The sequence below is a fragment of the Methylobacterium sp. J-048 genome (assembly GCF_022829515.1).
Lineage (GTDB): Bacteria > Pseudomonadota > Alphaproteobacteria > Rhizobiales > Beijerinckiaceae > Methylobacterium.
The window spans coordinates 1-11908 of the sequence record NZ_JAKSYL010000287.1; the positions used below are offsets into that span (position 1 = coordinate 1).

14 protein-coding genes are annotated in these 11908 nt (G+C 68.1%); 9 read left to right on the forward strand and 5 right to left on the reverse strand.

The features are described 5' to 3' along the window. The first annotated feature begins 322 nt into the window (after positions 1-322). From MKL09_RS27885 to MKL09_RS27910, 6 genes are all read left to right on the forward strand, one after another. Positions 323-1567, forward strand: coding sequence for a nitrate/nitrite transporter (locus MKL09_RS27885; RefSeq protein ID WP_244025217.1), 1245 nt, complete (start codon positions 323-325; stop codon positions 1565-1567). A 215-nt stretch (positions 1568-1782) separates the two neighbouring features. Then, on the forward strand, positions 1783-3075 hold the full coding sequence (locus tag MKL09_RS27890) for an MFS transporter (RefSeq protein ID WP_244025218.1): 1293 nt from the start codon (positions 1783-1785) through the stop codon (positions 3073-3075). Between the two features lie 7 nt (positions 3076-3082). Beyond that, positions 3083-4303, forward strand: a complete 1221-nt coding sequence (locus tag MKL09_RS27895) for a CaiB/BaiF CoA transferase family protein (protein ID WP_244025219.1) — start codon at positions 3083-3085, stop codon at positions 4301-4303. Between the two features lie 22 nt (positions 4304-4325). Continuing rightward, positions 4326-5138, forward strand: a complete 813-nt coding sequence (locus MKL09_RS27900; protein WP_244025220.1) for an enoyl-CoA hydratase/isomerase family protein — start codon at positions 4326-4328, stop codon at positions 5136-5138. 85 nt (positions 5139-5223) lie between these two features. Then, entirely contained in the window at positions 5224-5439 is a 216-nt protein-coding gene (locus tag MKL09_RS27905; RefSeq protein WP_244025221.1) for a hypothetical protein, read from the forward strand. 44 nt (positions 5440-5483) lie between these two features. Next, entirely contained in the window at positions 5484-6071 is a 588-nt protein-coding gene (locus MKL09_RS27910; protein ID WP_244025222.1) for a PIN domain-containing protein, read from the forward strand. 35 nt (positions 6072-6106) lie between these two features. On the opposite strand, the gene MKL09_RS27915 is transcribed toward MKL09_RS27910, so the two are convergent. Further along, positions 6107-6574 carry a YbaK/EbsC family protein gene (locus MKL09_RS27915; RefSeq protein WP_244025223.1) on the reverse strand — a complete coding sequence of 156 codons (468 nt, stop codon included), beginning with the start codon at positions 6572-6574 and terminating at the stop codon, positions 6107-6109. 285 nt (positions 6575-6859) lie between these two features. On the opposite strand from MKL09_RS27915, the gene MKL09_RS27920 reads away from it, so the two are divergent. After that, on the forward strand, positions 6860-7072 hold the full coding sequence (locus MKL09_RS27920) for a hypothetical protein (RefSeq protein ID WP_244025224.1): 213 nt from the start codon (positions 6860-6862) through the stop codon (positions 7070-7072). Positions 7073-7131: 59 nt separating this feature from the next. After that, positions 7132-7263: a hypothetical protein gene (locus MKL09_RS32140; protein WP_279606159.1), complete on the forward strand. Its 132-nt coding sequence runs from the start codon at positions 7132-7134 to the stop codon at positions 7261-7263. A 292-nt stretch (positions 7264-7555) separates the two neighbouring features. On the opposite strand, the gene MKL09_RS27925 is transcribed toward MKL09_RS32140, so the two are convergent. The 4 genes from MKL09_RS27925 to dctP form a co-directional block, all read right to left on the reverse strand. After that, positions 7556-7819, reverse strand: a complete 264-nt coding sequence (locus MKL09_RS27925) for a hypothetical protein (protein ID WP_244025225.1) — start codon at positions 7817-7819, stop codon at positions 7556-7558. 74 nt (positions 7820-7893) lie between these two features. Further along, positions 7894-9246: a TRAP transporter large permease gene (locus tag MKL09_RS27930; RefSeq protein ID WP_244025226.1), complete on the reverse strand. Its 1353-nt coding sequence runs from the start codon at positions 9244-9246 to the stop codon at positions 7894-7896. Next, positions 9246-9935 carry a TRAP transporter small permease gene (locus tag MKL09_RS27935; protein ID WP_244025227.1) on the reverse strand — a complete coding sequence of 230 codons (690 nt, stop codon included), beginning with the start codon at positions 9933-9935 and terminating at the stop codon, positions 9246-9248. The genes MKL09_RS27930 and MKL09_RS27935 overlap by 1 nt, the downstream gene beginning before the upstream one ends. Continuing rightward, the gene (gene dctP / locus MKL09_RS27940) at positions 9932-10954 is read right to left on the reverse strand and encodes a TRAP transporter substrate-binding protein DctP (RefSeq protein ID WP_244025228.1); all 1023 of its coding nucleotides are present in this window, start codon (positions 10952-10954) and stop codon (positions 9932-9934) included. Before dctP ends, MKL09_RS27935 begins: the two co-directional genes overlap by 4 nt. 196 nt (positions 10955-11150) lie before the next feature. Here dctP and MKL09_RS27945 point away from each other — a divergent pair, with 196 nt between their 5' ends. Continuing rightward, positions 11151-11804 carry a GntR family transcriptional regulator gene (locus MKL09_RS27945; RefSeq protein WP_244025229.1) on the forward strand — a complete coding sequence of 218 codons (654 nt, stop codon included), beginning with the start codon at positions 11151-11153 and terminating at the stop codon, positions 11802-11804. Positions 11805-11908: the final 104 nt, after the last annotated feature.

Sequence of the window (11908 nt, forward strand, 5' to 3'; positions counted from 1 at the left end):
GAGGTATGGATAGTAGCGACGCTGTCAGCGGTCCACATCGTGCTCGCCAGGGGAGCGCAGCATCCCGGGGATGCTCGCTATTTCAGAACAATGCGTTTCCCTAGGTTGCTTCGCTACGCTCGCAATGACGTTGTCGGTTGATGGGAGGCCGTGTTCGTCGCTCCTCGATCCCCCAAACGCTGGCACGCATGATGCCTTGCCCGCTCCGCCGCGCTTGCTGCGGCGGCGGAGCAACGGCGCTCCCAACAGCGGACGGTGTGAGTCCGGATCCCCGGCATGAGCGACCGCGTGACGGTTCGCCTCCCTTAGACGAGCACCAGCTATGGCCAGCTTCAAGACGGTGATGAAGTCGGGGCACCCCCCGACCCTGTTCGCAGCATTCCTCTACTTCGATTTCTGCTTCGCCATCTGGGTCCTGAACGGTGCCATGGGCCCGTTCATCACCGAGACCTACAAGCTCACCCCGGCGCAGACCGGCTTCATGATCTCGCTGCCGATCCTCGCCGGTGCGCTGATGCGCTTCCCGCTCGGGATCCTGGCCCAGTATATCGGCCGCAAGAACGCCGCGATCACGGAGATGAGCGTGATCATGCTGGCGATGGCCTACGGGTACTTCGTGGTCTCGTCCTACAACGACGTGCTCGCCATGGGCGTGCTGCTCGGCATCGCCGGGGCGTCCTTCGGGGTGGCGCTGTCGCTCGGCTCGGGCTGGTTCCCGCCGGAGCACAAGGGCCTGGCGATGGGCATCGCGGGTGCCGGCAACTCCGGCACCGTGCTCGCCGTCCTGTTCGCCCCGCCGCTCGCGCAGGCCTATGGCTGGCAGACCACCTACGCCTTCGCGGGCGTGGTGATGCTGATCCCGCTCGCGGTCATGATCGTGTTCGCCAAGGAGCCGCCGGACAACGCCCACCAGTCCTTCAAGGAGCACATCTCCTGCCTGTTCACCAAGGATGGTTGGGCGTTCTCGCTGATCTACGTCATCACCTTCGGCGGCTTCGTCGGCCTGTCGAACTTCCTGCCGACCTTCTTCTACGAGCAGTTCTCGGTCACCAAGGTCGAGGCCGGGCGTCTGACCATGCTGGCCGCTTTCATGGGCTCCGGCATCCGGATCGTCGGCGGCTACTTCGCCGACCGGATGGGCGGGATCGCGGTGCTGTCGGTGGTGCTGCTGGCCGCGATCGCGACCTTCCTGTCGCTGATGGCAACGCCCTCGCTCGCCGTGACCACGCTGCTGTTCATGCTCTGCTTCGCGGCGCTCGGCGCCGGCAACGGCGCGCTGTTCCAGCTCGTGCCCCTGCGCTGGCCGTCCAACACCGCCGTCGCCGGCTCGATGATCGGCGAGGTCGGGGCGCTGGGCGGCGCGATCCTGCCCAACGTCATGGGTATGTCGAAGCAATATACCGGCTCGTTCTCCACGGGCTTCATCGGCTACGCGGTGTTCACCGCCGCGGTGCTCGGCTGCCTGATGCTGTGGCAGCGCAAGTGGGTCGGCAGCTGGGTCGGCCCGCGCGGCAAGGCGCTGGGCACCGAGACGGAGACCGGACAGCTGCAGCCCGCTACCGTCTAAGCGCCGCCTAGACGGTCTGGAAAAACCGAAACGGGAGCCTCACGGCTCCCGTTTCGCGTTCCCGCCACCCAATTGAATTCGTGCCGAGCCCCTCCACGCACGGTTGCCTTACGGCGCAAGAAACGTTTGAATAACGAATACCAAAGAGCGCCCGTCCCCGGGACGAGGCGCCCGGCGACCGCGAAACGCGGCGTCCTTGAGCGGAGGAACGGTCGATGCTGAAGCGCGTGAGCGCCACCCAAGGCGTGCTCGGCCTGCTCTGCGTGATGTATTTCATCACGTATCTCGACCGGGTGAACATCGCGACCGCCGGTGCCGAGATCATCCGCGAATTCGGCATGTCGAAGACGGATTTCGGGCTGATCCTTTCAGCCTTCGCCTACCCCTACGCGATCTTCCAGGTGATCGGCGGCTCGGTCGGCGACAAGTTCGGCGCAAGGCGCACGCTCCTGGTCTGCGGCATGATCTGGGCCTCGGCGACGATCCTGACCGGCCTGGTCGGCGGCCTGATCAGCCTGTTCCTAGCCCGCGTCCTGCTGGGTTTCGGCGAGGGCGCGACCTTCCCGACCGCGACCCGGGCGATGCAGAACTGGACGGCGCCGGGCAGGCGCGGCTTCGCGCAGGGCATCACCCACGCCTTCGCCCGCCTCGGCAACGCGGTCGCGCCGCCGATCGTGGCCTTCCTGATGGTCCATTTCGGCTGGCGCACCAGCTTCGTGATCCTGGGCGGGGTCAGCTTCATCTGGGTGGTGATCTGGTATCTGTATTTCCGTGACGATCCCTCCGACCACCCGACCATCACCGAGAAGGAGCTCGAGGCCCTGCCGCCGCCCAAGAAAGTCGGGGCCAAGCAGTCGGTGCCGTGGGGGGCGCTCACCCGGCGCATGCTGCCGGTGACGATCACGTATTTCTGCTACGGCTGGACCCTGTGGCTGTTCCTCGGCTGGCTGCCGAGCTTCTTCAAGGAGAATTACGGCCTTGACCTCAAGAACTCGGCCCTGTTCGCCTCCGGGGTTTTCTTCGCCGGAGTCGTCGGCGATACGGTCGGCGGCATGTTGAGCGACTCGATCCTCCATCGCACCGGCAACGTGAAGCTCGCCCGCCTGTCGGTGATCGTGGTCGGTTTCTTGGGTGCGGCGGCGAGCCTGGCCGGGGTGTTCCTCACCCGCGACCTGACCCTGGTGGCTTTGCTGCTCTCCTCCGGGTTCTTCTTCGCCGAATTGGTGATCGGGCCGATCTGGTCGGTGCCGATGGACATCGCGCCGAAATATGCCGGCACCGCCAGCGGCCTGATGAACACCGGCTCGGCGGTGGCCGCGATCGTCTCGCCGATCGTGTTCGGGCTGATCGTCGATCTCACCGGGAGCTGGACGCTGCCCTTCGTCGGCTCGGTCGGCCTGTGCTTGCTTGGCGCCGCCCTGGCCTTCACCATGCATCCCGAGTGTGAATTCGTGGACCCGGTCACCGGGCCGGTCGGCCCCGTGGCGACCGTGCCGGCCGGGGAGTAGCGCCGCGATGGCGGAACAGACGGGACGTTCCGGGCCGCTCGTCGGCATGCGGGTGATCGAGCTGGCGCATATCATGGCCGGCCCGGTCTGCGGGCTGATGCTCGCCGACATGGGTGCGGAGGTGATCAAGGTCGAGAAGATGGACGGCGACGACACCCGCCGCACCGTCCCGCCGGCGCTGGAGGGCGAGAGCGCCGCCTACATGATGATGAACCGCGGCAAGCGCGGCCTCAGCCTCGACCTGAAGAACCCGGACGGCGTCGCGGTCCTGCGCCGTCTGCTCGCCAACGCCGATGCGCTGATCGAGAATTACCGCGGCGGCACCATGGAGCGTCTCGGCATCGGCTACGAGACCCTGCGGGCGGAGTTTCCGACGCTGGTCTATTGCTCGCTCTCGGGCTTCGGCCGCACCGGGCCCTATGCCGACCGGGCCGGGTTCGATCTGGTCGCGCAGGGCATGAGCGGGCTCATGTCGGTGACCGGGGAGGGGCCGGGCCGGCCGCCGATGAAGTGCGGGCCGCCGGTGACCGACATCACTGCCGGGATCCTGGCTGCCATGGGCGTGCTGGCGGCCTATTCCCACCGGCTCCGGACCGGGCGGGGGCAGGCGGTCGATACCTCGCTGTTCGAGGCCGGGATCACCCACACCTACTGGCAATCGGCCATCGCCATGGCGACTGGGATCGCCCCGGGGCCGATGGGCTCGGCCCATCCGTTGAACGCCCCCTACGAGGCGTTCGAGACGGCGGACGGCTGGATCACCATCGGGGCGGCCAACCAGACCAACTGGCTGCGGATGCTCAAGGCGATCGACGCCGAGTCGCTCGCCGAGGATCCGCGCTTCGCGCTCAACCGCGACCGCATGGCCAACCGCCACGACCTCGCCGCCACCCTGGCGCCCACCTTCAAGGCGGAGACCTCGGAGGTCTGGCTGGCGCGCCTGAAAGCCGGCGGCGTCCCGGCCGGGCCGGTGCTCGACGTCAACGCCATGCACCGGGACCCGCAGGCGCTCGCCCGCGAGATGGTGGTCGAGGTCGAGCACAGCCGGGTCGGCCGGATGAAGACGCTGGGCCTGCCGGTGAAGTTCTCGGAAACGCCAGGCCGGGTCCACGGCCCGGCGCCGTTGCTCGGCGAGCATTCCCGGGCGATCCTGGCGGAGGCGGGCTACACCGCCGCCGAGATCGACGGCCTGATCGACAGAGGCGTGGTCCGCGAGACCGCAGCCTGATTCCGTATCCGGAGACGCAGCGATGAGTGCCACGCCCGCCACCGACGAGCTGCTGTTCACCACGGACGAGGCCGGGATCGCCCGGATTGTCCTCAACCGGCCCCAGGCCCGCAACGCGCTGACCTTCGCGATGTACCAGGGGCTGATCACCTGCTGCGAGGCGATCGCCGCCGACCCGGCCGTGAAGGCGCTGATCATCACCGGCGCCGGCGACAAGGCGTTCGCGGCCGGCACCGACATCGCCCAATTCCGCAGCTTTGAGACCGCCGAGGATGCACTGGGCTACGAGCGGTTCATGGACCGGGTGCTCGGCGCCCTGGAGCGGCTGCGCGTGCCGACCATCGCGGCCATCGCCGGCGCCTGCACGGGCGGCGGCGCCGCGATCGCGGCCGCCTGCGACCTGCGGATCGCCACGCGCGATGCCCGGTTCGGCTTCCCGATCGCCCGTACGCTGGGCAATTGCCTCAGCCAAGGCAATCTCAAGCGGCTCTCCGGCCTGATCGGCCCGGCGCGGGTGAAGGACATCATCTTCACCGCCCGCCTCGTCGGCGCCGAGGAGGCGCTGGCGATCGGTCTGGTCGGCGAGGTCGTGGACGACCGCGCCGCGCTGACCGAGCGGGTCGATGTCCTGGCCGAGCTGCTCGCCGGCCACGCCCCGCTCACCATGCAGGCCACCAAGGAAGGCCTGCGCCGCCTCGCCGAGGAGGAGCCCACCGCCGACGGGGCGCCGCATCCGGGCGATGACCTGATCCTCCTGTGCTACATGAGCCAGGATTTTCGCGAGGGCATGGAGGCGTTTCTGGGCAAGCGCACGCCGGCCTGGACGGGTCGGTGAGCTGGGCATCGCCGCCGGTCACGCGTTGAACGCCGCGCGCCGCGGCGCTACATTTGGGCAACGTCCGAAGATATGGCCTCCGGCGATGGCGCTCTCCGATTTCCCCCGTACCCGGTCGACCGAAACGCTTGAGCAGCAGCGTACGCGGGAGAACGCCGCTCGGGTCGAGGCGGCGCGCCGGGATCTCGTGCGCGTCGCGGAGCTGACCGCCAACGCGCGGCCCCTGGCTCCCATCACCGAAGACATGGGCGACCTCGAGATGCTTGAGGTCGCCACTGCGCTCAGCACCGCGAAGACGTGACCGCAGGCGCCGGTCCTGCCGCCGGTGGTGAGGAACCGCCGCGCGTGGTGCTGCGCGTCTGTCTGGATGTGAACGTCTGGATCGCCTACCTCCTGGCCTTGCAGCACAGCCGCGTCGGAACGGCGCCGATGCGGCTGGTTGCGATGGTTCAGGCCTGCGCGGCCGGGACCATTCCGCTTCAGTTGATGGTGTCGCAGGAGATGCTTGGCACCCTGGAGCGCGTGCTCAAGCGACAGGGCTTGCCGGATCACCTGGCCGAAGGGTTCCCCCATGCCGTCGAGGGATTGATGCAGGTCGGTCCGGAGAAGCTCCAGCCGGCCCTGCTCACGGCCGGGCGCGACCAACTCGCCATGACGGATCGCGAGGACGCCGGCGTCCTGGCCTTCTGCATGGCTGATCGTGTTGATCTGCTGGTGACGGATAATCTCTCGGACTTCGTCACGAACGATTCGGAGCGCCGTGACACGCAGCGCGTTTCCAGGAGGGACGGAACGACCCGCCAACTCTCCGTCCTGATCCATGAGCGGCTCGATGGGGTATCGCTTGCCGTGGCACACCCGATCGATGCCGTCCTATGGCTCGCGGCGGGCTTTCGGCCGATCCCGGCATCCCTCCGCTTACGTTACCCTTGAGCAGCCGACCGGCCCCGGTCTGCACGTCCGAAGTTTCACCCCGGCTCCTGGCACACATCCACCCATGCGGCCCCGGTCAGCTCGGCCATGCGGCCCGGGGCGATCCGGACTGCGCTGTGGGTGCTTCCGGCGGCGGGGACCACCTCGTCGAACGCCTTGAGCGAGACGTCGCAATAGACCGGCAGCGGCGCGATGAGCCCGAACGGGCAGACGCCGCCGACCGGGTGGCCGGTGATCGCCTCCACCTCGGCCAGATCGAGCATCCGGACCTTGCCGCCGAACACCGCCTTGGCCTTCCTGTTGTCGAGCCGCGCGTCGCCCCGCGTCACCACCAGAGCGACCTGATCGACGATGCGGATCGAGAGCGTCTTGGCGATCTGCGCCGGGGCGACCCCGTGTCCGGCGGCGGCCTCCGCGACCGTCGCGGTGCTGGTGGCCAGCTCGATGACGGCGATGTCGGGCGCCTTCTCGGCAAAGAACGCGCGGACCGATTCAAGGCTCATGGATGGTATCCTTCAAACAACGCAGGGCGCGACGGCGACGGCAGAAAGATCTGCGCAGCATCGCCGCGAACCCCGGTCGCGTCGTCCATAGATGATGCGTGCGGTGCCGCGAAACGGGCGATTGGCGTCCTGCGGCCAATCCCGTGCCGGTGCCCGGCGCCGAGCCGCGAAAAGACTATCTTTTGCCCCCGACCGGGCGCAGGATCAGCGGATTACCGGAAGGGCGGCAACAGGCTCCGGTGACTGAGGACTCCATGTCCCCGCCTGTGATCGGCGGCCTGGCATATGGCAGATCTCTTCGTCTTCCCGAATGTCGCGCTCAGCGCGGCGGCGACCTATCAGGCCTACCGATTCTCCGCGAACGGCAGCGTCCGCGCGACCGTCCCGGTGGATGCTCTGGACGACGACGCGGCCGAGCGCCACGCCGTCACCCTGCTCGACGGACACCGGATCGAACTCTGGGCCCGCGGGCGCTTCATCGCGCACGTCAAGCCGTAGGGGATCGCCGCCCGGACCGTGCCGACCCGTCACCCGCATCGAACCGAAGGATCGAGAGCATGGCCACCGAGAAGCAGCGCGGCAATCGCGAGACGAAGAAGCCGAAGAAGGCCGTCCCGAAGCTGAACGCGGCGGCGCCGTCGCAGAAGAACACCGTCGGCGCCGTGGTGAAGAAATCCGAGGGGCGCTGAGTTCTTGCCGATCGCGTGCCGCGCGAAGTTCGTGGAATGTCGATAGCGGCGCGTTCTGCGAGCGATCCAAATCCACGTACACGGCAGACACCGCGTCTCTCCCTATCCCCTCTGCGGGGGAGGGAGATGCGCTCGGGCTTGGCCGTGGCCCTCATCCGGCAGCGATGTGGAGCATCGTAGCCCGCATGGGCGAGGGGGCTAATCGCGCTCCAAGGTAGGCGTCTGGCCCAAACCTGCGCAAACTCGCCGTTACACGGTCAGACGCGTGCGATCGAGCGCAGGCCTTGCCCGTTCACCCCTTCAACGGCCGCGCCTGCAGGATCGCCGCGCGTACGAACGGCCGCTTCAACTGGGTGCCGACATTCGCCCGGCCGACGAATTCCTGCGCGCCGGGGTGGCTGCGCACCGCCTTCACCAGGTTGACTCGGTGGCCGCTGCGGAACCGGTAGGGCTCGGCCACGGCACCGTCGAGGAATGCCTCGACGCTGGCGTCGATCTCGTCCTCGCCGATCACGTTCGCCGTGTGCAGCATCTGGATGGTCTGAAGGTCGGTCATTGCAGATAGATAGGGCGGCGGCGCCGGTCGCGCAGCCAAGGTTACCGGCGCCGCCGTTCGCGGTGAAGCGTTTCCTACCGCGTCGTCGCCAGAAGCAGGTCCGGCAGCCACAGGGCGATGCCTGGGACCAGGCACAGGATCAGGATCGCGAGCCCCATCAGCATCACGAAGGGCAGGGTGCCCCAGATGATGTCTGAGAGCGGGATGTCGGGGGCGATATTCTTGATGACGAAGATGTTGAGGCCCACCGGCGGGTGGATCAGGCCCATCTCCATGGTGATGGTCATCACCACGCCGAACCACACCAGGTCGAAGCCCGCGGCCTTGAGCGGCGGCAGGATGATCGGCGCGGTCATCAGGATGATCGAGACCGGCGGCAGGAAGAAACCGAGCACGATCACCAGTCCGAGGATCGTCACCAGCAGCACCCAGGGCGAGAGCTGCATCGCCACGATCGCGGCCGCGGCCGATTGCGACAGGTGCAGGTAGCTCATCACGTAGGCGTAGAGCAGCGACATGCCGATGATCAGCATCAGCATGGTCGATTCGCGCAACGTGGCGATCAGGATCGGGCTGACGTCCCGGAACCGCCACACCCCGTAGATCGCGGCGATCAGGCCGAGCGCCAGCAACCCGCCGAGGCCGGCCGTCTCCGAAGGCGTCGCGTAGCCGCCGTAGAGTGCCACCATCACGCCGGTGAGCAGGATCACGAAGGGTAGCACTCGCGGCAGCGTCGAGAAGCGCTGGGCCATGCTGTACTGCTCGTCGGCCAGGATCGGCGAGGCCGGTCCGCCGCGTTCCAGCACCGCCTTTGCGGCAGCGAATTCCGAGCGGAACCGGACCATCGACCAGGCCGCGAACAGGCTCACCAGCAGCAGCCCGGGCCCGATGCCGGCCAGGAACAGGCGCCCGAGGGACTGTTCGGAGGCGACCGCGTACAGGATCATGGTGATCGAGGGCGGCAGCAGGATCCCGAGGGTACCGCCGGCCGCGATGATCCCGGCGGCGAAACCCGGCGAGTAGCCGCGCTTGCGCATCTCCGGGATGCCGGCCGAGCCGATCGCCGAGCAGGTGGCCGGGCTCGAGCCCGCCATGGCGGCGAACAGCGCGCAGGCGAACACGTTGGCGATTCCGAGACCGCCCGGGATGCGGTGCATCCAGGCATGCATCGCTGAGTAGAGGTCCTGGCCGGCCCGGGACCGCCCGATCGCCGCGCCCTTCAGGATGAACAGCGGGATCGACAGCAGGGTGATCGAGGCCATCTCCTCGTAGACGTTCTGCGCTACCGTATCGAGGGAGGCGCCCGGCATGAACACGACCATGAAGGCCAGGGCCACGGCGCCGAGCGCGAACGCGATGGGGATGCCCGAGAGCATCGCCCCGAGGGTGGCCCCCGCGTAGAGGAAGCCGATCGCCGCCGTGCCCATCACTTCACCCTCGCGTCGACCGTCCGGCCCATCGGATCGGGCCCGCGGGGCGTGACCCCGGGCGCATCGTGCATGTCGGCGTTCACGTCGGCGCCGATGCCGATCTTCGGCTTGGCCCAGCCCGCCGCCCGCGGCCCGTAGAGCAGGGCCTCGGCGATCTGCAGGACGAACTGGAGGCACAGCAGGGTCATGCCGGCGGCCATCAGCGTGTAGGGGATCCAGAGCGGCGGCCCCCAGGTCGATTGCGAGGTCTGGCCGTCGATCCAGGCCTCGTGGTCGAGGGTCCAGCTTTTCCAGGCGAAGAATGCGCAGAAGGCGAGGCTGACGACGTCGACGAACAGCAGCCGCACCCGGTTCACCGCCGGCGGCAGCAGGCCGGTCAGGGCCTCGATCGCGACGTGGCCGCGCTTGGCCTGTACTCCGGCGGCCGAGAAGAAGGTCGCCCCGACGATCAGGAAGACCGCCATCTCGTCCTGCCAGTCGGTAGGCTCCTTCAGCACGTAGCGAACGACGACGCTGTGGCTCAGCACGAGGCAGGCGCCGACGAGGCAGAGCCCGCCCAACCCGAGGATCACGCGGTTGATGCCGCGCAGCGCCCGGTCGAAGAGGCCGAGCAGGCCGGGGAGCCGGGGCTCCTCAGCGCCTTTCGCGTCCGGGATCGCGGTGGCCGCGTCGAAGCCGTGGCTCACGCGACCTGCTCCGCCAGCTTCAGCAGCTCGGCGCAGCCGGCATTGCGGCCGGCATAGTCCTTCCAGGCGGTCTCCCGGGCGAGCTCGCGCCACTGGCCGAGGGACTTCTCGTCGAGCTGCGAGACCTTGGCGCCGGCCTTGGAGAAGATCTGCTCGACGCGGGTGTCGTCCTCCTTGGCGCCGGTCTGCCCGAAGGCTTCGAGCTCGGCGCCCACCGCCATGATCAGGTCCTGCTGGTCCTTGGGCAGGCCGGAGAAGAGGGTCTTGGACATCATGATCGGCTCGAGCATGAACCAGTAGGAGCGCTCCCGGCCCGAGGTCAGCGCCTTCGAGAGTTCCTCGAGCCGGAAGGAGATCAGGCTGGTGGATGAGGTGATCACCGCGTCGCAGGCGCCGGTCTGCATCGCCGCGTAGGATTCGTTCGACGGGATCGACAGCGTGGCGGCACCGGCCTGCTTCATCATCAGGTCCATCTCGCGGGAGCCGCCGCGGACCTTCATGCCCTTGGCGTCGGACGGCGCGACCAGCGGCCGCTCGCGGCTGGCGACGCCGCCAGATTGCCAGACCCAGGAGACCAGGACGATACCCTTCGATTCCAGCAGCTCGGTGAGCTTGCGGCCCACTGGGGCGGTCTTCCACGCCACCGCCTGCGCGTAGGAGGTCACCAGCGCCGGCATCAGGCCGATATTCAGCTCCGCCACCTCGCCGCCCGCGTAGGGGCTCGGATAGAGCGACATGTCCAGCGCGCCCTTGCGCATGGCGCCGAACTGGGCGTTCGTCTTCATCAGGGAGGAGCCGGGATAGACCTGGACCTCCAGGGCGCCCTTCGAGCGCTCGCCAACCGCCTTGGCGAACTTGCGGCACATCCGATCGCGGAAATCGCCCTCGTCGATCGTGCCGCCCGGGAACTGATGCGACAGCTTCAGGACCGTGGCGGCCTGTGCGGCGCCGAGGCCGAATCTCAGGATGGCAGGCGCCGCGAAGGCGGCCGTGACCAGCGTGCGACGTGTCGGCGTCATCGATCTCTCCCGCACCGCACCGTCGGCGGCATCGATTTTGTGCGTCGCAATACTGGGTTGCGATGCTTGTATGCAAGAAAGACGGTGTTGTATATTTTGTCAATACTGAAGCATATGTGACTGGCGGAACGTCGGCCGGTGATCCAGGAAGCCGACGAAGGCAGCGCCCGCTTGTCGGCGCGGAGGGACCGGGGGGATGAGCCACGCCCAGCGCCTGAGACAGCGGATCGAAGACGAGATCGTCTCGGGCGAACTCGCTCTCGGCTCGCGATTGGACGAGAACCAGCTGGCGGTGCGGTTCGGCGTCTCGCGCACCCCGATCCGGGAGGCTTTGCTGCAACTGGCGGCGACCGGCCTTGTCCAGACCAAGCCGCGGCGCGGCGCCATCGTAAGCGCGCCGGAGCCGTATCTGCTGCTCGCCATGTTCGAGGCCATGGCGGAAATCGAGGCCGCCTGCGGCCGGCTCGCCGCACGCCGCCTGGTTCCGGAGGATGCCGAGGCGCTGCAGGCGGCTCTGGCGGGCTGCAGGACGGCCGTGGCCCAGGAGGATCCCGAGAGCTACTACGCCGAGAACTACGTGTTCCACACGGTGGTCTACCGGGCGAGCCGCAACGCGTTTCTGGCCGAGCAGGCCCTGTCGCTGCATCGGCGTTTGGCGCCCTACCGCAGGTTGCAACTGCGAGTCCGACAGCGACTGCCGCAATCGCTGGCCGAGCATGAGGCGATCGTGGCCGCGATCGTCGCCGGCGACGACGCCGGTGCCGCGGAGGCTTTGCGCAGCCACGTCCTCGTCCAGGGCGACCGCTTCACCGACCTCGTGGCCGGCCTCCGGGCACCGAGCGCCGCCTGACGAAACGGAAAGCGCAGCTTAACCGCATTCCCGCGAGGATTGCGTAGGCCCGCGATCCGACTCGACTAGAAGTTGCGTCATCAGCATTATCGTCGCGTAGGAGC